The sequence below is a fragment of the Streptomyces sp. RLA123 genome (genome assembly GCF_056270165.1).
On record NZ_JBWDOR010000003.1, the window covers coordinates 1,139,679 to 1,161,756 of the forward strand.

The window sequence follows — 22,078 nt, forward strand, 5'->3', positions numbered from 1 at the left end:
GGAAGCGTGAACGATATGGACGCCACCGACGTCAGGCGCGTCGAAGTAGCCGTCATCGGCGCCGGTCAGGCCGGGCTGTCGGGGGCGTACTTCCTGCGCCACTCGGGCATGCTCCCGGACCAGGACTTCGTGGTCCTGGACCACTCCCCCGGGCCGGGCGGCGCCTGGCAGTTCCGCTGGCCCACCCTCACCTACGGCAGGGCGCACGGCGTGCACTCCCTGCCCGGAATGGAACTCGAGGGCGCCGATCCCGGGCGGCCCTCCTCGGAGGTCGTCGCGGAGTACTTCGACCGCTACGAGCGCACCTTCGACCTCCGCGTCCACCGCCCGGTCGACGTCTCGGCGGTACGGGATGCGGGCGACGGCCGGCTCCTGGTCGAGACCGACGCCGGCATCTGGTCCACCCGTGCCCTGATCAACGCCACGGGCACCTGGGACCGGCCCTTCGTTCCCCGCTACCTGGGCCAGGAGACCTTCCGCGGGCGCCAGCTGCACACCGCCGGCTACCGCGGCCGCGAGGAGTTCGCCGGCGAGCACGTGATCGTGGTCGGCGGCGGGACCTCCGCGGTGCAGCTGCTGATGGAACTCCGGGAGCCGGGCGGCGCGGCCGCCACGACCTGGGTCACCCGGCGGCCGCCGGTCTTCCATTCCGGCCCTTTCGGCGAGGAGCAGGGCCGAGCGGCCGTCGCGCTCGTCGAGGACCGCGTCAAGCAGGGCCTGCCGCCGCAGAGCGTCGTCAGCGTGACCGGGCTGCCCATGACAGAGGCGATGCAACGCGCCCAGGAGCGCGGCATCCTCGCGCGGCACCCCATGTTCGACCGTGTCACACCGGACGGCGTCACCTGGGCCGACGGACACCATGAACGGGCCGACGCCATCTTGTGGGCCACGGGCTTCCGGGCGGCACTGGACCACCTGGCCCCGCTGCACCTGCGCGAGCCGGGCGGCGGCATCCGCCTCCAAGGGCTCACCCAGGCGGCCGTCGACCCGCGCGTCCACCTCGTCGGCTACGGCCCCTCCGCGAGCACCATCGGCGCCAACCGCGCGGGCCGCAGTGCCGTCCGGGAGATCCGGGCACATCTGCGCGCGGGCGCCGCCGAGGTGGCCGTCGCGGGCTGATCCGCCCGGGTCAGCGACCCGCGCGCCCTTTGCCCAGCGTGGAGCCGCGGACCACCAACTCCGGCTGGAAGACGATGCGCCGGTGCTCGTGCTCCTCGGCGAGGTCGCCGGTCTCCTCTATGAGCAGGTCGGCGGCCGCCCGGCCCATCCGGTACGCGGGCTGCCGCACGGAGGTCAGCGGCACCGCGGCCGCGGCGGCGAACTCGATGTCGTCGTACCCGACCAGCGCGATCTCCTCGGGCACGGCGATCCCCGCCGCGTACAGCGCCTGGAGCACGCCGAGCGCCAGTAGGTCGTTCGCGCAGAAGACCGCCGTGGGCCGCTTCGCCATGCCCAGCAGCCGCGCGCCCGCGTCCCGCCCGGAGGCGACGTCGAGCCGGTCGGCCTCGATGTGCGCGAGCGCGTCCTCCGGCAGCCCCGCCGCGGTGAGCGCCGCCAAGGCGCCTGTACGCCGGTCCTGACACTGGGCCAGGTGCATCGGGCCGCTCACGTAGACGATGCGCTCGTGGCCGCGCTCGATGAGGTGGTCGACGGCCAGCCGGCCGCCCTCGATGTCGTCGACGGACACCGAGCACGCCTCCGCGCTCGGCACCACACGGTCCACGAACACGAAGGGGATGCCGTGCCGCCGGAACGACTCGATGTTCCGGCCGGTGGTGTCCGCGGGCGTCACGAGCACCCCGCGGACCCGCTGCTCCGCGAACAGTCCCAGGTACTCGGACTCCTCCGCCGGGCTCTCCGCGCTGTTGCAGAGCATCACCCCGAGCCCGGTCTCCCGCGCGGCGCGCTCCGCGCCGGAGGCGACGTCCACGAAGAAGGGGTTGGCCATGTCCAGGACGAGCAGTGCGATGATGCGGCTGTGCCCGGCCCGCAGCTGGCGTGCCGACTCACTGCGGACATAGCCGAGTTGCTCGATGACCGACAGCACACGCGCACGCGTGTCCTCGGAGACCATGTCGGGCCGGTTGATGACGTTCGACACCGTGCCGACCGAGACGCCCGCATGCCGAGCGACATCCTTGATCCCCACCATGCGTGTCACGGGTTCCGCCCTACCGCCTTCCGCGACCCGCCGCGGGTCGCGGATTCATGCTACGCATGTTTGACATCCTCCCCGCCCTGACGGGCGGGGATTCCTGGCTCACGTTGGCTGGGGACCGGCGGTCCGCCAGCGCTTGCACGATCGGCCTGAAGGCCAGGGCCTTCCGGGAGAAAACAGGTGACGATATCGGCGCCCACCGTGGTCGGACACCTGTCGCCGGGGTTACGCGCCGCCCTGCCGCCCGTGTCCTGACGCCGTTCGTGACGGCGGACGGCCCACTGGGCGAGCGGAGCCCCGGCACCCTCTCACGCCAGATGGAAGACCTCGGTCAGGGGCCGCATCGCCTCGTCGGGTCGGGCGCCGTCCAGCGCCTCGAAGAACTCCCCCATCTCCGCCTGCCAGCGCGCGTTGACGTCCGTCCGCGCCATGGCCGCCTGCGCGGCCGCGAAGTCCTCCGTCTCCAGGTAGCCCACGAGCAGCCCGTCCTCCCGGAGGAAGAGGGAGTAGTTGTGCCAGCCGGTGGCGGACAGCGCCTCGCGCATCTCGGGCCACACGAAGGCGTGCCGCTCCTTGTACTCCGTCAGCCGGTCCGCACGGACCTTCAAGAGAAAACAGACACGCTCCACGCTCGGTCCCGGCCTTCCCGAATCTGATATGAAAGGTTTCAATGAGATGCCAGGGACGTTAGGACACCCCGATATGGCTCGTCAATGTGCTGCGCCCGCACGCGCAGACATCCGATCTCTGCTTCACAGCGATCGGCAGCTGCGGCAGTATGAGGAGCCTGCGGGCGGCCGCATGGACCGGGAGGAGGCCAGATGCGCGTAGCGCTCTTCGTGACCTGCGTGAACGACACGCTGTACCCGGAGACGGGCAAGGCGGTCGTCACGCTGCTGGAGCGGCTGGGGGTGACCGTGGACTTCCCCGCCGCCCAGACCTGCTGCGGCCAGCCGCAGTTCAACACCGGCTACCGGCACGAGACCGAACCGCTGATGAGGCGCTACGCACGCGCCTTCGAGGGGTACGACCACATCGTCACCCCCTCCGGCTCCTGCGCTGCCATGGTGCGGGACAACTACCCCCGCATGGGCGATCGGGCCCGCGCCGAGGGACGCGGCGGCGAACTGGCCGCGATCGCCGGGTCGGTCGTGCCGCGCACGTACGAACTCACCGAGTTCCTCACCGATGTCCTCAAGGTGACCGATGTAGGGGCCTACTTCCCGCACAAGGTCACCTATCATCCGACCTGTCACGGCCTGCGCATGCTCGGACTGGGCCGCCGCCCCCTGGAGCTGCTGAACCACGTCAAGGGCCTGGAACTGGCGGAACTGCCGGGCGCCGAGGAGTGCTGCGGCTTCGGCGGCACCTTCGCCGTGAAGAACGCCGCCGTCTCCGCCGCCATGGGCGCCGACAAGGCCGGCCACATCACCGGCACCGGCGCGGCGGCCGTGTGCACCGTCGACAACTCGTGCCTGATGCACATCGGCGGCACCCTGGCGCGGCTCGGCTCCACGGTGCGTCCGGTCCACCTCGCCGAGATCCTGGCCTCCACCGAGGACCGTCCCTACGGAGGCATCCGATGAGCGGCACCTATCTGGGCATGCCCGCCTTCCCGGTGGCCGCCGAGAAGGCCGTGCACGACGAGACCCTGCGCGGCAATCTGCGGCACGCCACGCACACCATCCGCGACAAGCGCGCCAAGGCGGTGGCCGAACTCTCCGACTGGCAGCAGTTGCGCGCGGCGGGCAAGCGCATCAAGGACGACGTCCTGCGCCACCTCGACCACTACTTGGAGCGCATGGAGCGGACGGTCACCGCCGCCGGGGGCACCGTGCACTGGGCCGCCGACGCCGACGAGGCCAACCGGATCGTGACGGAACTGGTCCAGGCCACCGGCGAGACCGAGGTCGTCAAGGTCAAGTCGATGGCGACGCAGGAGATCGGGCTCAACGAGGCCCTCGCCGGGGCCGGGATCACCGCCTACGAGACGGACCTGGCCGAACTCATCGTGCAGCTCGGCGACGACCTGCCCAGCCACATCCTGGTGCCGGCGATCCACCGCAACCGCACCGAGATCCGCGACATCTTCAACAGCGCGATGGCGCGCTGGGGCCGCCCCGCGCCCGAGGACCTGACCGACACCCCGGCCGAACTGGCAGAGGCGGCCCGCCTGCACCTGCGGGAGAAGTTCCTGCGCGCCAAAGTGGGCATCTCGGGTGCCAACTTCATGATCGCCGAGACCGGGACGCTGGTCGTGGTGGAGTCCGAGGGCAACGGCCGGATGTGCCTGACCCTGCCCGAGACGCTGATCTCTGTGGTCGGCATCGAGAAGGTGCTGCCGGCCTGGCAGGACCTGGAGGTCTTCCTCCAGTTGCTGCCGCGTTCCTCCACCGCCGAGCGCATGAACCCCTACACCAGCACCTGGACGGGCACGACCGACGAGGACGGTCCCCGCGCCTTCCACCTGGTGCTGGTCGACAACGGGCGCAGCGACACCCTGGCGGACGAGGTCGGCCGCCAGGCACTGCGCTGCATCCGCTGCTCGGCGTGCCTCAACGTCTGCCCGGTGTACGAACGGGCCGGCGGCCACGCCTACGGTTCTGCCTACCCCGGCCCGATCGGGGCCATCCTGACCCCGCAGCTGCGCGGCACGGACACCGCGCTGGACGCCTCGCTCCCCTACGCCTCGTCCCTCTGCGGCGCCTGCTACGAGGTGTGCCCGGTCGCCATCGACATCCCCGAGGTGCTGGTCCACCTGCGCGAGCGGGTCGTCCAGGGCGGCGAGGTGACGCGCGGCGGCAGCAAGGCCGTCCTGAAGCCCGCCAAGGGGCACGCCGCGGAGCGTGCCGCGATGCGCGCGGCGCGCTGGACGCTTGACCATCCCGGGGCGCTGCGCGCCGGACAGCGGCTGGCGTCACGCACACGCGGCCTGCACCCGCGCAGGCTGCCGGGCCCCGGCCGCGCCTGGACGGACACACGTGACATCCCGGCCGTACCGGCGGAGTCCTTCCGCGACTGGTGGCGGCGCACCCGGGGCACCGAGGGCTCGGAGGGCAGCAAGTGAGCACCCGCGAACAGATCCTGGGCCGCATCCGCCGCGCCCTGGCCGACGTGCCGCGCGAGGAGGCGCCGGGCGGGGGGCCGGCCGAACCCGGCTATCTGCGCGTGCACGGCGAACGCAACCCCGCGCAGAGCGCGGATCTGCTCGCCGGGAACCTCGCCGACTACCGCGCCATCGTGCACCGTACGACCGCAGGCGAGTTGCCCTTGCTTCTCGCGGCCCTGCTGTCCGCCCGCGGGGCGCGCAGCGTGGTGGTGCCCCCCGGGCTGCCCGACGGCTGGCTCGCCGAGGCGAAGGACGTCGAACAGGTCGCGGACACGGTTGCGTTGACCGCGTACGAGCTCGATGCCGTCGACAGCGTCGTCACCGGCTGCGCCGTGGCGATCGCCGAGACGGGCACCATCGTGCTGGACGCCGGGCCGGACCAGGGGCGGCGCAGGATCACGCTGGTCCCGGACCACCATGTGGTGGTGGTGCGGGTGCCGGAGCAGGTCGTCGATTCGGTGCCGCAGGCCCTGGAGCGGCTGGACCCGGCCCGTCCGCTGACGTGGATCTCCGGGCCCTCGGCGACGAGCGACATCGAGCTGGACCGGGTGGAGGGTGTGCACGGCCCGCGCACCCTGGAGGTCGTGCTCGTCACGCCGTGACCGTCCTGCAGTCCTGCGCGGGGGCTCACTTCGCCTCCGCGTAGGACCGCACGACATGGGTCTCCAGTGGGAAGGACACCGGCGTCGGCCCGAACAGCAGGCGGCGGGCCTCGTCCGCCGCCTCCGCGACGGCGTTCCCGGCCTCGGGGGCGAGTTCCTCGGGGGTGTGCACGATGACCTCGTCGTGCAGGAAGAACACGAGCCGGGGCCCGTCGAGCGCGGCCAGCCGCCGGCGCAGCGACGCCAGCACGGCCAGCGCCCATTCGGCGGCGGTGGCCTGGATGACGAAGTTGCGCGTGAAGCGGCCCCACGCCCGCGCCTGGGCGTCGCTGAGGTCCTGACGGTCGGCCGCGGGCGGCGGCGACGTACGGCCGAGGTGGGAACGGACCACACCCCCTGCCTCGCCGGTTCGCGCGGCGGACTCCACCAGCCTCATGGCGTCCGGGAAGCGGCGCCGCAGGACCTCCAGCAGGGGTCCCACCTCGCCTGTGGTCTGCCCGTACATGGCGCCCAGCAGGCCGAGTTTGGCCCGTGCGCGGTCGCCGCCGAAGGCCGTACGGGCCAGGGCCGCGTAGAGGTCGCCCTCGGCCGCGGCGGCCGCCAGCCCGGGATCACCGGACAGGGCGGCGAGCACCCGCGGCTCCAGCTGCCCCGCGTCCGCCACGACCAGCCGGTGCCCGGGGTCGGCGACCACGGCCGCCCGCAGCTGCCGCGGGATCTGCAGTGCGCCGCCGCCGCGAGTGGCCCAGCGTCCGGACACGACACCGCCGACGACGTACTCCGGGCGGAACCGCCCGGCGGGCGCCCAGTGTTCACGCCAGGCCCAGCCGTGGGCGCTGTGGATCCGGGAGAGCTCCTTGTAGCGCAGCAGGAGGCCCGCGGCGGGGTGCTCCACCTCCTTCAGGACATGGGAGCGGGTCGAGGTGATGTGCACGCCCACCCGCTCGAAGGCGGGCAGCAGCTGGGCGGGCGAGTCCGGGTTGACCGGGCGGCCCAGGGCTTCCTGGATGGCCGTGGAGAGGTCGTTGAGCACCTTGGGCCGCGCGCTTCCGGGCGGCCGCGGGCCGAGCAGGCCGATCAGCACCTCGTCGTGGGCGGCGGCGCTCCAGGGCAGGCCGTCGTGGGACATCTCCGCCGCGGCGAGCGCCCCGGCGGACTCGGCGGCGCACAGCAGGCGCATGCGGTCGGGGTGCTCCGACAGGGCGATCCGGCGCTGCTGTTCGGCGTGGACGGCGACCACGGCGTCCAGGGGATCGGTGCCGGGCGGAAGGCGATGGCGGTCGGCGGCGAAGAGCACCGGCTGGTCGTCGGCCCCGCCCTCGGGCGCGTCCTCGGGGACCGGCAGCCCGCGCAGACGCGCCCAGGCCGCGCCCAGGGCACGCGGCAGGCCGAAGCGCTCCTCGGAGCCGAGCAGGAGGGCCTCGACGAGCTTGAGGTCGTGACACCGCGCCGGGCGTACCGGCAGCCGGTCCAGCAGAAGCGGGTAGATCTCGTCCGTGGCGGCCCAGACCCAGCGGGGCGCCTGACGCCTCTCGCGGTCGGCTACGGCCGCGGCGAGATCGCCGACGCTCTCCGGCGGCCCCGCAGGGGACCCGTCCTCGCGCAGCGCTTGGAGCCGCCCGCCGGTCCCCAGTGGATCGGCGACGACGGCGACGGAAAGGCTCCTCGGCGAGGTCACACTCCGAGCGTAGGGCGGGGCACTGACAACGCCCCGGCAGGGCCGTCAGCCGTCGGCGTCGCGGCTCACCTTCAGCGCCCACAGCACGAGCGGCACCTGGAGCGGCAGCCGCGCGAAGGCGGCTTTGCGCAGCGGCGCGGGGCGGTCGCGCCAGTCGCGGGCCATCTTCACGTTCGCCGGGAACACCCCGGCGAAGAAGCCGGCCGCCAGCAGCGCACCGGCACGGCGGGTGCGCGGCAGCGCGATACCCGCGGCGAGGGCGAGTTCCACCGCGCCGCCGGCATACGTCCAGGTGCGGGCGTTGCCGGGCAGGATCTTCGGGACGATCGCGTCGAAGGGCCCGGGCACCACGAAGTGCGCGGTGCCGGCGGTGGCGAGCAGCCGGGCCAGCAGCCTGGCGGAACGATCGGAACGGCCTGACTCTGCCATTAGGGACCTCCTGCGGATGTCGGCGCCGCGGCTCACGTTAGCGGCGGCCCCGGGTACCGCGTGGCGGATCACCGGTCCCGGCGTGTGCGCTTGCTCACCCGTCCAGGGAAGCGGGGGCGGGTTGGGCCGGGCCGGGCCGGTGAACGGCGGGAGCTGCGCGAAATCCGGTTCGGCGCTCAGGGTCCGGGCGAGATGATCGAGCGCCGTCCGGACCCGGGTGAGCGGGTGGCCGGGGAAGCGCGCGTCGTACTCCGGGGCGTCGGCACGGTGGAAGGGGAGCCCGCCGCGCAGCCCCGGCGCGAAGGGATGTTCCAGGAAGTAGTGCTCGGGCCCGAGTTCGGCGAGCACCATGGCCTCGCGTATCCCTGTGGGGCCGTCTTCAAAGGCCTGTACCTTCGCCACCGCGCTGCAGGCCGCGCGCGGCAGGGTGTACGTGCCGAGGAACGCCTGGCCGCTCGGCCGGTCCGGCAGCGGCACTTTGAGCACCTGGCGCAGCGCCGGCAGGCCGGCGACCCGGACGACGTCGGCTTCGATGAGGCCGCCGCCGGCGTCGGCAGTGAAGTGGGCAAGCGCCTGCCGGAGCCGGTCCGGTTCCTCCAGGGGCGCTGGTATGTCCGGCGGCAGGTCGAAGAAGTGCAGGCTGACCACATCGCCGTGGTCATCGGTCCAGGCGTGCTCGGCGACCTGCCGGTAGCCCGGCAGGTCCGCGCCGTCGAGTGGTCCCATGGGCAAGGATCATGCCGTAGGGGCGAGTTGGGTGTCACGGCGCACCAGGGCCGCGTACCGGCCGTCGAGGGCCAGCAGTTGGTCGTGCGTGCCGCGTTCGGTGATCCGCCCGCGGTCCAGCACGACGATCTGGTCGGCGTCGCGGACCGTGGACAGCCGGTGCGCGATGGTGATGGTGGTCCGGCCCGCGGAGAGGGAGTCGATGGCTTCTTGGACGGCGAGCTCGGTGCGGGTGTCCAGGGCGCTGGTGGCCTCGTCGAGGATGAGCACCGGTGGATCGCGCAGAATGGTGCGGGCGATGGCCAGGCGCTGCTTCTCGCCCCCGGAGAAGCGGTAGCCGCGTTCGCCGACGACGGTGTCGTACCCGTCGGGCAGGGCCGCGATGTGGTCGTGGATCTGCGCGGCGCGCGCCGCGTCGACGATCTCCTCGTCGGTGGCGTCCGGCTTGGCGAAGCGCAGGTTCTCGGCGACGGAGGCGTGGAAGAGGTAGGTCTCCTGCGAGACCACGCCCACGGCCGCGGCGAGGGTGTCGAAGGCGAAATCGCGCACATCGGTGCCGTCGAGCGTGACGCGACCCTCGGTGACGTCGTACAGGCGGGGCACCAGATAGCTCAGCGTGCTCTTGCCGGATCCCGTGGCGCCGACGACCGCGAGACTCGTGCCGGCGGGCACCTCCAGGTCGATGCCGTCCAGGGTGCGCTCGGGCGAGGTGGGGTCGTAGGAGAATCCCACGCCTTCGAAGCGCACGTCGCCGCGGGCGCGTTCGAGCCGTACGGGGTCGGGCCGCTCGGTGATGTCGACCGGCAGGTCGAGGTATTCGAAGATGCGCTGGAAGAGCGCGAGCGAGGTCTGCACCTGCACGCCGGTCGACAGCAGGCTCACCGTGGGCCGGAACAGGCCTTGCTGCAGCGAGACGAAGGCGACCAGGGTGCCGATGGACACGAGGGTGCCCGCGCCGTGGACGACGACTCCGGCGGCCCAGTAGATCAGGGCCGGCATCGCGGCCATGACGATGCCGATGGTGGACATGCGCCACCGTCCGGCCATGTTGGAGCGCACTTCGAGGTCGACCAGACGCTCGGACTCGTCGGCGAAGGAACGGGTCAGTGACGCGGAGCGCCCCATGGTGCGGCCGAGCAGGATGCCGCTGACCGACAGGGATTCCGTCACAATGGCGGACATCGCGGCCATCTGCCGCTGCCGCTGGGTGGTGATCCTCTTTCGTTCCGTGCCCACCCGGCGGCTGATCCACACGAAGACCGGAAGCAGCACCAGGGAGACGATCGTCAGGCGCCAGTCCAGGGCGAGCATGGCGACGACACTGGCGATGACGCTGGTGAGGTTGGAGACCAGCGAGGTCGCGGTGGACGTGACGGTAGCCTGCATGCCTCCGATGTCGTTGGCGATGCGGGACTGCACCTCGCCGGTGCGGGTCCGGGTGAAGAAGGCGAGCGACATGCGTTGCAGGCGCTCGTAGACGGCGGTGCGCAGGTCGTGCATGACGCGCTGGCCGACGGTGGTGGATATGAGCGTCTGGAGGACCCCGAAGACGCTGTTGAGAACGGCGGTGGCGATCATGCCGAGGGCCAGCAGGCTCAGCAGCCCGGTGCGGCCCTGCGGGATCGCGGTGTCGAGGATCGCGCGCAGCAGGAAGGGCGAGGCGACCGAGACGAGGGAGGCGGCGCCGACCAGCAGCCCGACGAGGGCGAGGCGGCCGCGGTAGGGGCGGAAAAGGCCCAGGACACGTCGCACTTCGGTGCGCCGGTCGGGGTTCTTGGGCGGTGGGGTCCACTGCGGGGATTCACCGGGGTGCAAAAGGCCTCCGAGGGCGGGGTACGGCAGGATGATGGGAGCGTAGTTCATTGTTACCTATACTCACAATGAACCGCATCCTGATAATCTCGGGGCATGAAACCGCGCATCCCCGCCACCGACGCCGACGGGTCGAGCAGCCTCGCCGAACAACTGCTGCGGCTGACCCGCCGGCTGCACCGCGTCCAGCGGCGTCACCTGGAGCCGCTCGGCATCACCCCGGCCCAGTCACGCATGCTGCGCAGTGTCGCGCACAGCGAGGAGGCACCGCGGATGGCCGATCTGGCCCAGCGCCTGGAGGTCGTACCGCGCGCGGTGACCACCCTCACCGACGCCCTCGAGGAACGGGGCTTCGTGCGCCGCGTGCCGGATCCGGCCAACCGCCGCGTGGTGCGGATCGAGATGACGGCGGAGGGCGAGGGCGCGCTGCGGCGGCTGCGGCAGGCCCGGCGGGCGGCCGCGGAAGAGATGCTGGCACCACTGGACGCGGCCCAGCGCGATGCCCTGACGGCGTTGCTCGCCGCCCTGGACACCACGCCGGGCCACTGCTGAGAAGCCGGCACTCGCGGGGCCCTGTACGCCGCACACGGCGCGAGCCCGTCTGGGCGGGGGTCAGGCGCGCCAGGTGTCTGAGAGCGACACCTTGCCACTGGCGGGGACGGTCGCCGTACGGTTCGCACCGGACTCCCAGGTGACGTTCCCGTTCGCGTCCTTCTTGATGTACTTGTACTCGAAGGACGTGCCCGCGCTCATGGAGACGTCCAGCTTCCACACCGGGTAGGCGGCCGAGGACAACAGCGCCGCCCCGGCGGTGTTCCAGCTGCCGAGCACCGCATCGCTGCCGATCACATAGACGTTCTGACCCCACACAGTGGTGGCGTTCACCGAGAAGGAAGCGCCGCTCGCCGGGGCCGTGCCGCCGCCGTTGCACGGGGCGCCCGCGTAGAGCGCGACCGCGTCGTTGGCGCCGATGGTCGCGGCGAAGGTGCCGTTCGAGGCGACGGCGTAGGTGGCGCCGCTGTGCTGGACGTCGCAGTAGGTCCCGGCGGGCAGCGAGGTGGTGAAGGTCTGGCTGATGGATCCGCTCTCGTGGTTGATCGCCACGAAACCCTTGCTGCCGCGCCCGAAGGCGATGGCGTTGCTGCCGTTGGACCACCAGTTGGTCACGGCCGTGCCGGCGACGGCGTTGCGGAATCCGACCATGCCCGCGATCTGCGGCCAGGCGTGCTGGCACTTCCAGCCTTCGCTGTAGCAGGCGTTGACGGTGCCGCCGTTGGGCGGGCCGGAGTCGTTGTCGGAGAACTCGTAGCCCGAGTACACATTGGGCGAGCCGTAGGGCCACGCCAGCATGTAGACGTTGGCCAGCGTGTAGGTCGCGCCGGCCTTGTAGTTCAGGGTCGAGCCGTTGCGCTCGGTGTCCCAGTTGTCCACAAAGGTGCGCGCCTGCCCGCTCGGCAGGTATCCGGCACCCCAGGAGGCACCCCAGTTGCTCAGGTAGGCCAGCTTCTCGTTGCTGAAGATCCGCTTGAGGTCGTAGGCGCCCTGGAAGGCGTCGACGTCGCCCGTCCCGGTGTACTCGCCGGGCTGGACGGCCTCACCCGCGCCGTAGATGACCTCCTGTGCCCAGAAGACCGAGGGTTTGCTGAGCTTGGCCTTGATGGCGGCGAGGTCGCCGGAGGCGATGTGCTTGGCCGCGTCGATCCGGAATCCGTCGACGCCGAGGGAGATCAGGTTGCTCAGATAGGCGGCGATGGTGGAACGGACGTATTCGCTCCCGGTGTTCAGGTCCGCGAGCCCGACGAGTTCGCAGTTCTGCACATTGTCGCGGTTGGCGTAGTCCGTGATGCTGGACCGGCAGGAGTGGAAGTCCTGGTCCTGGTAGTAGCCCGGGTAGTTGTACTTCGTGTACGACGTCCCTCCGGTGCCCGTTCCCGAACCCGCGCTCATGTGGTTGACGACCGCGTCCGCGATCACCTTGACGCCCGCCGCGTGACAGGTGTCCACCATGTTCCTGAAGGCCGTACTGTCCCCCAGCCGTCCCGCGATGCGGTAGCTGACGGGCTGGTACGAGGTCCACCACTGCGAGCCCTGGATGTGCTCCTGGGGCGGCGAGACCTCCACGTAGCCGTAGCCCGCGGGGCCGAGGGCGCTGGTGCACTCCTTGGCGACGGAGGCGAATTTCCATTCGAAGAGCGTCGCGGTGACGTCCTTGCTCCCGGGCGGTGCGGCCTGGGCCGGCTCCTGCGACACGACGGCGAGGCCGGCCGTGGCGAGCAGCGCCGCCAGTCCCGCGCGCACGAAACGCGATCTCATGGTGCGGCTCCTTCGTTTTCGGGCACAAAGGTGCCCCGAAGACAGCCACGCGCCAGGCCATCGAGTGGGGGGCGGAGTTCCCGCCCGTGGGAGCTCCGGACAGGAGACTGGCCCCGTGCGTGGACACCGTCAATACATCGCGTGGAAAAACTTTCAACCTCTTGCGGAAACAATCTGCATTGCGGTTGCGGATGGCAACCCGGGTGCTGTCAGCGGTATCTGAGTGACCGTCAGCGACAACAGGAGTCACGACCGTGCCACGTTCCCCGTACTGGGAAAAAACCGGTTGAATTCACCCCGCCGGGAACGCGACCCTGGCACGTCCTCACCCACCCCCATCTCCGATGCCGGGACGCCATGTCGCTTCGTTCTCTCCCCCATGCCGATCCGGGTGTCCCCGACACCCGGTCCGGCTTCCGATTCCTGCTCTGGCTCGAGAAACGCCAGATCCGCGCCCAGGCGGCGGCCACGTTCTGGGGCACGCTCAACATGGCGGCGTTCGCGGGCGTGCCCGCGGCGGTCGGCCTGGCCGTCCAGGCGGCCGTCGACCGCTCGGGCGGCAGACTCGCCCTCGCGGCCGGCCTGATCCTCGCTCTCGGACTGGTCTCGGCGGTGGGCGACGTCATGCTGCACCGCACCGCCGTCACCAACTGGATCACCGCCGCCGCCCGGGTGCAGCAGTTGCTGGCCCGCAAGACGGCCGAACTGGGCTCGGTGCTCACCCGGCGGGTCGCGGCCGGCGAGGTCGTGGCCGTCAGCACCGGTGACGTCGAGAAGATCGGCTGGTTCGTCGAGGCGCTCGCCCGCTTCGCCTCCTGCTTGCTGGCGACCGTCGGTATGACGGTCGCCCTCGTCGTCTACCGGCCCGAACTCGGTCTGATCGTGGCGGCCTGTGTCCCCGTCCTGGCGCTCGCGGTGCTTCCGCTGCTGCCGCACGCGACCCGGCGGGCGGACGAGCAGCGGACCAAGGCCGGAAAGGCCACCGAACTCGCCTCCGACACCGTGGCCGGACTGCGGGTGCTGCGCGGCATCGGTGGCGAGGAACTGTTCCTCACCCGCTACCGGCGCGCCTCCCAGGAGGTCCGGGAGGCCGCCGTGCGCAGCGCCCGAATGTGGTCACTGATCAGCGCGCTCCAGGTGGCACTGCCCGGACTGCTGCTGCTCGCGGTGACCTGGTACGGAGCGCGGCTGGCGCTGGACGGCCGGATCTCGGTCGGCGAACTGGTCACCGTCTACGGCGCCGTGGTCTTCCTGCTCTTCCCACTGCGGGGCTTCGAGGAGATCGCGATGGCGTACTCCTTCTCCCGGCCGTCGGCCAAGCGCGCGGCACGGGTGCTGTCGCTGCGGCGGGACACGGCGGGGCGGGCGGGCGCCGGCACCACCGGAGCCTCACCGTCAGGGCCATCGGGGGCGACAGGGGCGTCGGGAGACCTGTACGACCCTGCCACCGGCTTGCTGGCGCCCGCGAGGAAGCTGACCGCCGTCGTGTGCGGCGATCCGGACGCGGCGGGCGCGCTGGCCGACCGGCTCGGCGGGCACAGCCCGGAACGGGCCGAGGGCGATCCCTCGGTGCTGCTGGGCGACACGGCGCTGGACGAGCTTCCGCTGGCCGCCGCACGGGCGCTGGTGCTCGTGCAGGACAAGGACCCGGTGCTGCTTTCTGGCACACTCGCCGAGCTGCTCGACGTGCCCCGCTCAGGCGCCGTCGCCCCCGCGGACGCCCTGGCCGCGGCCCAGTGCGGCGACGTGCTGGAGGCGCTGGCCCAGGCCTCCGTGGACGAGTCGGGCGACCCGATGCGCACACGGATCACCGAGCGGGGACGGTCGCTGTCGGGAGGGCAGCGGCAGCGCCTCGCGCTGGCCCGCTCGCTGATGACCGACCCGCAGGTGCTGGTGCTCGACGAGCCGACCAGCGCCGTCGACACGCACACCGAGGCGAGGATCGCGCACGGCCTGCGGGCGCTGCGCGCCGAGCGGACCACGGTGGTCCTCACCTCCAGCCCGCTGCTGCTGGACCTGGCCGACCGGGTCGTCTTCATCGAGGAGGGCTCGGTGCGGGGCTCCGGGACGCACCGCGAACTGCTCCTCACCGACCCCGGCTACCGCGCAGTGGTCACCCGGGAGACCGAACCCGAACTCCATCCATTCGAGTCACTACGGAAAGCCGAGGAACCCGCATGATCGGCGTGCCACCGCCGGAGTACGATCCGGCCGCGCCGCAGCAGGCCAGCACCCTGCCGGTGGGTTCGCCCACCACGGTGCGCGGTTACGTCAGGGAACTGGTCGGCCGCCACCGGCGTGCCTTCGTCGCCCTCATCGCGCTGAACGCGGTGGCCGTCCTCGCCTCGATGGTCGGCCCCTACCTGCTGGGGCACCTGGTCGAGAGCCTCTCGGTGGGCGACCGGGATCTGCACCTCGGCCGCACGATGGCGTTCTTCGCCGCCGCTCTCGCCGTGCAGACGGTCTTCGTGCGCGAGGTACGGCTGCGCGGCGCGATCCTGGGCGAGCGGATGCTCGCCGACCTGCGCGAGGACTTCCTCGTACGGTCGGTCGCGCTGCCGCCGGGCGTGCTGGAGCGGGCCGGCACCGGAGACCTGCTGTCCCGGATCACCACGGACATCGACCGGCTGGCCAACGCGATGCGCGAGGCGGTGCCCCAACTGGCGATCGCCGTGGTCTGGGGCGGGCTGCTGCTCGGCGCCCTGACGGTCACCTCGCCGCCGCTGGCGCTCGCCGTGCTCGTGGCGCTGCCCGTGCTCCTGCTCGGCTGCCGCTGGTACTTCCGCCGTGCGCCGCACGGCTACCGCTCCGAGGCGGCCGGCTACGCGGCCGTCTCGGCCGTGCTCGCCGAGTCGGTCGACGCCGGACGCACCATCGAGGCCCATCGGCTGGAGGAGCGGCGCGAGGAGCTGTCCCGCCTGCGCATCCGGCAGTGGGTGGCCTGGGAGCGCTACACGATGTGGCTGCGCAGCGTGCTCTTCCCGGTGATCAACGCGACGTACACCCTGATCCTGGCGGCCGTACTGCTCATCGGCGGGACGCTGGTCCTGCACGGCTGGGCATCGGTCGGCGAACTGACCACGGGCGCGCTGTACGCGCAGATGCTGGTCGACCCGATCAATCTCATCCTGCGCTGGTACGACGAGCTCCAGGTGGCCCAGGTCTCCCTTGCCCGTCTGGTGGGCGTGCGGGAGATCGAGCCGGGCGCCGGCGATCACGAGGTGACGCCCGACGGCCGTGACGTCCACGCCGACGAGGTGCGCTTCGGCTACCGCGCGGGCAGCGACGTACTGCACGGCGTCACCCTGCGGGTGCGCCCCGGCACGCGGGTGGCCCTCGTCGGGCCCTCCGGCGCCGGGAAGTCGACGCTGGGTCGGCTGCTGGCGGGGATCTACGCCCCCCGTACCGGTGAGATCACCCTCGGCGGTGCCCAGCTGTCCAGGATGCCCGCGGAGCGGGTCCGCGAGCACGTGGCCCTGGTCAACCAGGAGCACCACGTCTTCGTCGGGACACTGCGCGACAACCTGCTGCTCGCCCGCGCGGGGGCGGACGACACCGAGCTGTGGGCGGCCCTGACCGCGGTGGACGCCGAGGGCTGGGCGCGGGCGCTGGACGCCGGTCTGGACACCGAGGTGGGTTCCGGCGGCGCCGCGCTCACCCCGGCTCAGGCGCAGCAGGTGGCGCTCGCCCGCCTGGTCCTGGCCGACCCGCACACCCTGGTGCTGGACGAGGCCACCTCGCTGCTCGACCCGCGGGCGGCACGGCACCTCGAACGGTCGCTGGCCCGAGTCCTGGACGGCCGCACGGTGGTGGCCATCGCGCACCGGCTGCACACCGCGCACGACGCGGACCTGATCGCGGTCGTCGAGGACGGCCGGATCAGCGAGCTGGGCAGCCACCACCAACTGGTGGAGGCGGACGGCGCCTACGCGGCGCTGTGGCGGTCCTGGCACGGATAGCCGGCCGCCACGGCGCCGCGCGCCGAGCCGCGGTGGGGGTGCTCAGGCGCCGAAGACCAGCGCCCCCACCGCGCCCACGCCACCGATCACGAAGAAGACCGGTGTGAGCACCTTGATCTCGACCTTGCTGCCCGCACGGAACCGCATGGGCTTGGGCGTGCCCAGCGGGTACCAGCGCCGGCGCCCGATGGGGATGGGCCACAGCACCGGGCAGCCCGATACGGTCAGCGCGTCGCCGAGACAGTGCACGATGGAGCCGAGCACGATCGGGATGCCGATCCACAGGTACTGCTGACCGGGCTCGGTCAGCAGCCAGCCCTTGCCGCTCTGGGTGCTGTCCAGGGTGTCGGCGAGCACCCAGGCGCTGGTGGCACCGAGCAGCCAGACCAGGATGTCGCTGGACATCCTGGCCTGCCGCCACAGCAGTCCTTCGACCGCCAGAACGGCGTGCACGAAGAGGATGAAGACCACGGCCCACCGGCCGCCGACCCATGCCAGGCCGGAGGCGCCGGCGCCCATCATGACCGCCCAGAGCCAGGTGTGGGTCAGGGTACGGTGCCCGCCCTCCCGTATCGGGTCGCCGGGCTTCCGGGTCTTCCGGTAAGCGGCGTACGACAGCTTGTCGATGACCGAGCACAGCCACCGGGAAATCGGGCCGAATGCCCGGGAAATCGTGGCTGCCTTGTGATCCAGATCAGGAGCGAGAGCCGCACCGGCACAGATCAGCGCACCGACCACGAGGGTCGGCCAGGGCATCGGATGATCGAGCCCCGCGGCAACCGCACCTACTGCCAGCCAAGCTGCCGCTCCGGAGACAGAATGTGCCGGTCCCATCATGGCGTGTCCCGCCCCTTTCGACCCGCCCTGAAGCGGAGTTGACGTCCAATTGACGGCACACCATACCGTCGGGCGATCTTCGCTTGTACCGCCGGTTCATCCCCCGGACCCCGCGGCAGGCAAGATGGGGGTGTGACCCTTATCGATCAGCTCCCTGCCGAGGCCGACCCCGACGCCCTTTTCGAAGCTTTCGCCACCTGGGTGGAGGGCCAGGGCATCTCGCTCTATCCCGCCCAGGAGGAGGCGCTGATCGAGGTCGTCTCGGGGGCGAACGTCATCCTCTCGACGCCGACCGGCTCGGGAAAGAGCCTGGTCGCGGCGGGTGCGCACTTCGCCGCCCTGGCGCGTGACGAGGTCACCTTCTACACCGCGCCGATCAAGGCGCTGGTGTCGGAGAAGTTCTTCGACCTGTGCAAGCTCTTCGGCACCGAGAACGTCGGCATGCTCACGGGCGACGCCTCCGTCAACCCGGACGCACCCGTCATCTGCTGCACGGCGGAGGTGCTCGCGTCGATAGCGCTGCGCGACGGCAAGAACGCGGACATCGGCCAGGTCGTCATGGACGAGTTCCACTTCTATGCCGAGGCCGACCGCGGCTGGGCATGGCAGATCCCGCTGCTGGAACTGCCCCAGGCTCAGTTCCTGCTGATGTCGGCGACCCTCGGTGACGTCAGCCGCTTCGAGAAGGACCTCACCCGGCGCACCGGGCGGCCCACGTCGGTGGTGCGCTCGGCGACCCGTCCGGTGCCGCTGTCGTACGAGTACCGGCTGACCCCGCTCACCGAGACGCTCACGGAGCTGCTGGAGACCCGGCAGGCACCGGTCTACATCGTGCACTTCACGCAGGCGGCCGCCGTGGAGCGGGCGCAGGCGCTCATGAGCATCAACATGTGCACGCGGGCCGAGAAGGACGCCATCGCCGAGCTCATCGGGAACTTCCGCTTCACCACCAAGTTCGGGCGCAACCTCTCCCGTTACGTCCGGCACGGAATCGGCGTGCACCACGCGGGCATGCTGCCCAAGTACCGGCGCCTGGTGGAGAAGCTCGCCCAGGCCGGCCTGTTGAAGGTCATCTGCGGCACCGACACCCTCGGCGTCGGGGTCAACGTGCCGATCCGCACGGTGCTGTTCACAGCACTCACCAAGTACGACGGCAACCGGGTGCGGGTGCTGCGCTCCCGGGAGTTCCACCAGATCGCAGGCCGGGCCGGCCGGGCCGGCTTCGACACCGCGGGGCTCGTGGTGGCCCAGGCGCCCGAGCACGTCATCGAGAACGAGAAGTCGCTGGCCAAGGCCGGGGACGACCCGAAGAAGCGCCGCAAGGTCGTCCGCAAGAAGGCGCCGGAGGGCTTCGTCGGCTGGTCCGACACCACCTTCGAGAAGCTGATCGCCTCCGATCCGGAGCCGCTGACCTCCCGCTTCCGGGTGACCCACGCAATGCTGCTGTCCGTGATCGCGCGCCCCGGCAATGCCTTCGAGGCCATGCGCCGGCTGCTGGAGGACAACCACGAGGACCGCAGGTCCCAGCTGCGCCACATCCGGCGGGCCATCGCGATCTACCGGTCGCTGCTGGCGGGCGGAGTGGTGGAGCGCCTGGACGAGCCGGACGAGGAGGGCCGCATCGTCCGGCTGACCATGGACCTCCAGCAGCACTTCGCGCTCAACCAGCCGCTGTCCACCTTCGCGCTCGCCGCCTTCGAGCTGCTGGAGCCCGAATCGCCCTCCTACGCGCTCGACATGGTGTCGGTCGTCGAGTCGACCCTCGACGATCCCCGCCAGATCCTGGCCGCCCAGGAGAACAAGGCGCGTGGCACCGCGGTGGCCGCGATGAAGGCCGACGGGATCGAGTACGAGGAGCGGATGGAGCGCCTGCAGGAGATCTCCTACGCCAAGCCGCTGGAGGAGGTGCTCTCCCACGCCTACGGCGTCTACCGCAAGAGCCACCCCTGGGTGGGCGACCACCCGCTCTCGCCGAAGTCCGTCGTGCGCGACATGTACGAACGCGCCATGACCTTCACCGAGTTCGTCTCGCACTACGAGCTGGCCAGGACCGAGGGCATCGTGCTGCGCTACCTGGCGAGCGCCTACAAGGCGCTGGAGCACACCGTCCCCGACGACCTGAAGTCCGAGGACCTTCAGGACCTCATCGCCTGGCTGGGCGAGCTGGTCCGCCAGGTCGACTCCAGCCTGCTCGACGAGTGGGAGCAGCTCGCCAACCCCGCGGAGATGACCGCCGAGGAGGCACAGGAGCGCGCCGACCAGGTCAAGCCGGTCACCGCCAACGCCCGGGCCTTCCGGGTGCTGGTGCGCAACGCGATGTTCCGCCGGGTGGAGCTGGCCGCCCTGGAGCACTACGCGGAACTGGCCGAACTCGACGCCGAGTCCGGCTGGGACGCGGACAAGTGGGCCGACGCCATGGACGCCTACTGGGACGAGTACGAGGATCTGTGGACCGGTCCGGACGCACGCGGCCCGAAGCTGCTGCAGATCGAGGAGCGCCCCGAGGAGGCCCTGTGGAAGGTGCGGCAGACCTTCGCGGACCCCAACGGAGACCACGACTGGGGCATCTCGGCGGACGTCGACCTGACCGCCTCCGACGAGGAGGGACGCGCGGTGGTCAAGGTGACGGCGGTCGGCGCGCTGTGACCGCGGTGCCCGGGATACGCACGACCGCGCGGACCCGCGCCTCCGCCACGAAGGCACGGAAGGAGCACGCCCGATGACCAATCCCGCCGAGCGCCTGGTGGACCTGCTCAACCTCGAGAAGATCGAGGAGAACATCTTCCGCGGGCAGAGCCCCGAGGAGCGGATCCAGCGGGTCTTCGGCGGGCAGGTCGCGGGCCAGGCGCTGGTCGCCGCCGGCCGCACGACGGACGGCACCCGGCCGGTGCACTCCCTGCACGCGTACTTCCTGCGGCCGGGCCGCCCGGGTGTGCCCATCGTGTACGAGGTGGAACGCGTGCGCGACGGGAAGTCCTTCACCACCCGCCGTGTGGTCGCGGTGCAGCAGGGCAGGACGATCTTCACACTGACCGCCTCCTTCCATCTGCCGGAGCCCGGCTTCGAGCACCAGCTGCCGATGCGTGAGGTCCCTGACCCGGAGAGCCTGCCGAGTCTCGGGGACGAGATCCGGGAACACCTGGGCGGCCTGCCGGAGCAGTTGGAGCGCATGGCGCGCCGGCAGCCGTTCGACATCCGCTATGTGGAGCGGCTGCGCTGGACCCCGGAGGAGATCGTGGGCGCGGAGCCGCGCAGCGCGGTGTGGATGCGCGCCGTGGGCCCACTCGGCGACGACCCGCTCGTGCACACCTGCGCTCTCGCGTACGCCAGCGACATGATGCTGCTGGACGCCGTACGGGTGCCCATCGAGCCGTTGTGGGGGCCGCGCGGCTTCGACATGGCATCGCTGGACCACGCGATGTGGTTCCACCGGCCGTTCCGGACCGACGAGTGGTTCCTCTACGACCAGGAGTCCCCGGTCGCCACCGGCGCCCGTGGGCTGGCCCGTGGACGCATCTACGACCGCCAGGGCAGGCTGCTGGTCTCGGTGGTCCAGGAGGGGCTGTTCCGGAAGCACGAGGACTGACCTGTCGCGTGGCCGCATACAGCGGTCCGCGGCGCGTCGTGGAGGCGGCGCGGACCGTCCCCGGCGAAGGCCACTCCTCGCCCGAATGGCGTATCCCTTGGTGCTGTGCACATGATGGTGGCGTGAGGGTGATGTCGGGCTGTGCCTCCTCCTCCCAGGGGTGCCTTTCAAAAGGACGGCCGGTAGGGCCTGTCCAGGGGCGGCGAGGATGATCGTCCATCGCTGAGGCGCACGTGGACACCGGCGCATGAGCCGGCGGGCGCGAGTTCACTGCACATCGATCACGACACCCCCGCGTTTCCCCTGTGGTCGATGTCTGAGAAAGACATTTCTAGCCGAGGAGCAGAGACACATGACGTCGCACACCGTCCCACCGACTGCGCGTCTCTCCGAGCACGAGGCTGCCGTGGGGTTCACGGCATCCCGGCAGTTGTCCGAGGCTCTTCAAGCAATTCTTGTGGAGCTGGTCGAACTGCACCTCCAGGGCAAGCAGGCCCACTGGAATCTGGTGGGCCACAACTTCCGGGACCTGCACAAGCAGCTGGACCACATCGTTGACGACGCTCGTGAAGCCAGCGACACGATTGCCGAGCGCATGAGGAGCCTCCACGCCGTGCCGGACGGGCGCTCCGACACGGTCGTGGCCACCACGACGCTGCCCAAGTTCCCCGAAGGGGAGCTGACCGTCGCAGCCGTGGTGGATCTCATCACCACGCGCCTGCACGCGGCGACGGCGACGATGCGGCGCCTGCACGACGGCGTGGACGCGGAGGACCCGTCCACCGCTGACATCCTCCATTCGGTCATCGACACCCTGGAAGAGCACGCTTGGATGGTCAGCGCCGAGAACCGTCAGGTGTGACGCACGC

At 71.3% G+C, this 22,078-nt stretch carries 17 protein-coding genes; 10 read left to right on the forward strand and 7 right to left on the reverse strand.

Features of this window, described 5'->3' with window-relative positions; translation table 11 throughout:
- Positions 1 to 15 precede the first annotated feature (15 nt).
- Entirely contained in the window at positions 16 to 1,119 is a 1,104-nt protein-coding gene (locus RV983_RS05260) for an NAD(P)-binding domain-containing protein (protein ID WP_475990225.1), read from the forward strand.
- Between the two features lie 10 nt (positions 1,120 to 1,129).
- Here RV983_RS05260 and RV983_RS05265 read toward each other — a convergent pair whose 3' ends face one another.
- The gene (locus RV983_RS05265; protein ID WP_475990226.1) at positions 1,130 to 2,152 is read right to left on the reverse strand and encodes a LacI family DNA-binding transcriptional regulator; all 1,023 of its coding nucleotides are present in this window, start codon (positions 2,150 to 2,152) and stop codon (positions 1,130 to 1,132) included.
- A 314-nt stretch (positions 2,153 to 2,466) separates the two neighbouring features.
- Complete coding sequence (locus tag RV983_RS05270) at positions 2,467 to 2,787, reverse strand: L-rhamnose mutarotase (RefSeq protein ID WP_475984595.1); 321 nt, start codon at positions 2,785 to 2,787, stop codon at positions 2,467 to 2,469.
- Positions 2,788 to 2,979: 192 nt separating this feature from the next.
- Here RV983_RS05270 and RV983_RS05275 point away from each other — a divergent pair, with 192 nt between their 5' ends.
- From RV983_RS05275 to RV983_RS05285, 3 genes are read left to right on the forward strand one after another with little or no spacing between them, the layout of a single operon-like run.
- Positions 2,980 to 3,744 (forward strand): (Fe-S)-binding protein, encoded by a 765-nt coding sequence (locus tag RV983_RS05275; protein WP_475984596.1) that lies wholly within the window; start codon positions 2,980 to 2,982, stop codon positions 3,742 to 3,744.
- Positions 3,741 to 5,225: a LutB/LldF family L-lactate oxidation iron-sulfur protein gene (locus RV983_RS05280; RefSeq protein ID WP_475984597.1), complete on the forward strand. Its 1,485-nt coding sequence runs from the start codon at positions 3,741 to 3,743 to the stop codon at positions 5,223 to 5,225. Before RV983_RS05275 ends, RV983_RS05280 begins: the two co-directional genes overlap by 4 nt.
- A complete protein-coding gene (locus RV983_RS05285) occupies positions 5,222 to 5,869 on the forward strand; it encodes a LutC/YkgG family protein (RefSeq protein ID WP_475984598.1) in 648 nt (215 codons plus the stop codon). Before RV983_RS05280 ends, RV983_RS05285 begins: the two co-directional genes overlap by 4 nt.
- Before the next feature lie 25 nt (positions 5,870 to 5,894).
- Here the strand turns inward: RV983_RS05285 and RV983_RS05290 are convergent, their stop codons facing one another.
- The 3 genes from RV983_RS05290 to RV983_RS05300 form a co-directional block, all read right to left on the reverse strand.
- Positions 5,895 to 7,547, reverse strand: a complete 1,653-nt coding sequence (locus RV983_RS05290; protein ID WP_475984599.1) for a bifunctional 3'-5' exonuclease/DNA polymerase — start codon at positions 7,545 to 7,547, stop codon at positions 5,895 to 5,897.
- Between the two features lie 45 nt (positions 7,548 to 7,592).
- Positions 7,593 to 7,976 (reverse strand): DoxX family protein, encoded by a 384-nt coding sequence (locus RV983_RS05295; RefSeq protein ID WP_475990227.1) that lies wholly within the window; start codon positions 7,974 to 7,976, stop codon positions 7,593 to 7,595.
- A gap of 735 nt (positions 7,977 to 8,711) precedes the next feature.
- Positions 8,712 to 10,565 carry an ABC transporter ATP-binding protein gene (locus tag RV983_RS05300; protein WP_475984600.1) on the reverse strand — a complete coding sequence of 618 codons (1,854 nt, stop codon included), beginning with the start codon at positions 10,563 to 10,565 and terminating at the stop codon, positions 8,712 to 8,714.
- Between the two features lie 45 nt (positions 10,566 to 10,610).
- Between RV983_RS05300 and RV983_RS05305 the strand changes: the two genes are divergently transcribed.
- The gene (locus tag RV983_RS05305; protein ID WP_475984601.1) at positions 10,611 to 11,066 is read left to right on the forward strand and encodes a MarR family transcriptional regulator; all 456 of its coding nucleotides are present in this window, start codon (positions 10,611 to 10,613) and stop codon (positions 11,064 to 11,066) included.
- A gap of 60 nt (positions 11,067 to 11,126) precedes the next feature.
- On the opposite strand, the gene RV983_RS05310 is transcribed toward RV983_RS05305, so the two are convergent.
- Positions 11,127 to 12,827, reverse strand: coding sequence for a carbohydrate-binding module family 20 domain-containing protein (locus RV983_RS05310; RefSeq protein ID WP_475984602.1), 1,701 nt, complete (start codon positions 12,825 to 12,827; stop codon positions 11,127 to 11,129).
- A 357-nt stretch (positions 12,828 to 13,184) separates the two neighbouring features.
- On the opposite strand from RV983_RS05310, the gene RV983_RS05315 reads away from it, so the two are divergent.
- Complete coding sequence (locus RV983_RS05315; RefSeq protein ID WP_475984603.1) at positions 13,185 to 15,008, forward strand: ABC transporter transmembrane domain-containing protein; 1,824 nt, start codon at positions 13,185 to 13,187, stop codon at positions 15,006 to 15,008.
- Positions 15,005 to 16,786: an ABC transporter ATP-binding protein gene (locus tag RV983_RS05320; RefSeq protein ID WP_475984604.1), complete on the forward strand. Its 1,782-nt coding sequence runs from the start codon at positions 15,005 to 15,007 to the stop codon at positions 16,784 to 16,786. Before RV983_RS05315 ends, RV983_RS05320 begins: the two co-directional genes overlap by 4 nt.
- 42 nt (positions 16,787 to 16,828) lie before the next feature.
- On the opposite strand, the gene RV983_RS05325 is transcribed toward RV983_RS05320, so the two are convergent.
- Complete coding sequence (locus tag RV983_RS05325) at positions 16,829 to 17,623, reverse strand: metal-dependent hydrolase (RefSeq protein WP_475984605.1); 795 nt, start codon at positions 17,621 to 17,623, stop codon at positions 16,829 to 16,831.
- 132 nt (positions 17,624 to 17,755) lie between these two features.
- Here RV983_RS05325 and RV983_RS05330 point away from each other — a divergent pair, with 132 nt between their 5' ends.
- From RV983_RS05330 to RV983_RS05340, 3 genes are all read left to right on the forward strand, one after another.
- Complete coding sequence (locus tag RV983_RS05330) at positions 17,756 to 20,269, forward strand: DEAD/DEAH box helicase (RefSeq protein ID WP_475984606.1); 2,514 nt, start codon at positions 17,756 to 17,758, stop codon at positions 20,267 to 20,269.
- Between the two features lie 73 nt (positions 20,270 to 20,342).
- A complete protein-coding gene (locus RV983_RS05335) occupies positions 20,343 to 21,209 on the forward strand; it encodes an acyl-CoA thioesterase (protein ID WP_475984607.1) in 867 nt (288 codons plus the stop codon).
- A gap of 352 nt (positions 21,210 to 21,561) precedes the next feature.
- Positions 21,562 to 22,071 (forward strand): Dps family protein, encoded by a 510-nt coding sequence (locus RV983_RS05340; RefSeq protein ID WP_475984608.1) that lies wholly within the window; start codon positions 21,562 to 21,564, stop codon positions 22,069 to 22,071.
- Positions 22,072 to 22,078: the final 7 nt, after the last annotated feature.

Excerpts from the sequence above, each read along its gene's own strand:
- RV983_RS05335 (WP_475984607.1), top strand. The coding sequence starts at position 20,343 with ATGACCAATCCCGCCGAGCGCCTGGTGGACCTGCTCAACCTCGAGAAG.
- RV983_RS05320 (WP_475984604.1), top strand. The coding sequence starts at position 15,005 with ATGATCGGCGTGCCACCGCCGGAGTACGATCCGGCCGCGCCGCAGCAG.
- RV983_RS05325 (WP_475984605.1), bottom strand. The coding sequence starts at position 17,623 with ATGATGGGACCGGCACATTCTGTCTCCGGAGCGGCAGCTTGGCTGGCA.
- RV983_RS05295 (WP_475990227.1), bottom strand. The coding sequence starts at position 7,976 with ATGGCAGAGTCAGGCCGTTCCGATCGTTCCGCCAGGCTGCTGGCCCGG.
- RV983_RS05260 (WP_475990225.1), top strand. The coding sequence starts at position 16 with ATGGACGCCACCGACGTCAGGCGCGTCGAAGTAGCCGTCATCGGCGCC.
- RV983_RS05275 (WP_475984596.1), top strand. The coding sequence starts at position 2,980 with ATGCGCGTAGCGCTCTTCGTGACCTGCGTGAACGACACGCTGTACCCG.
- RV983_RS05310 (WP_475984602.1), bottom strand. The coding sequence starts at position 12,827 with ATGAGATCGCGTTTCGTGCGCGCGGGACTGGCGGCGCTGCTCGCCACG.
- RV983_RS05340 (WP_475984608.1), top strand. The coding sequence starts at position 21,562 with ATGACGTCGCACACCGTCCCACCGACTGCGCGTCTCTCCGAGCACGAG.
- RV983_RS05315 (WP_475984603.1), top strand. The coding sequence starts at position 13,185 with ATGTCGCTTCGTTCTCTCCCCCATGCCGATCCGGGTGTCCCCGACACC.
- RV983_RS05305 (WP_475984601.1), top strand. The coding sequence starts at position 10,611 with ATGAAACCGCGCATCCCCGCCACCGACGCCGACGGGTCGAGCAGCCTC.
- RV983_RS05280 (WP_475984597.1), top strand. The coding sequence starts at position 3,741 with ATGAGCGGCACCTATCTGGGCATGCCCGCCTTCCCGGTGGCCGCCGAG.
- RV983_RS05300 (WP_475984600.1), bottom strand. The coding sequence starts at position 10,565 with ATGAACTACGCTCCCATCATCCTGCCGTACCCCGCCCTCGGAGGCCTT.
- RV983_RS05265 (WP_475990226.1), bottom strand. The coding sequence starts at position 2,152 with ATGGTGGGGATCAAGGATGTCGCTCGGCATGCGGGCGTCTCGGTCGGC.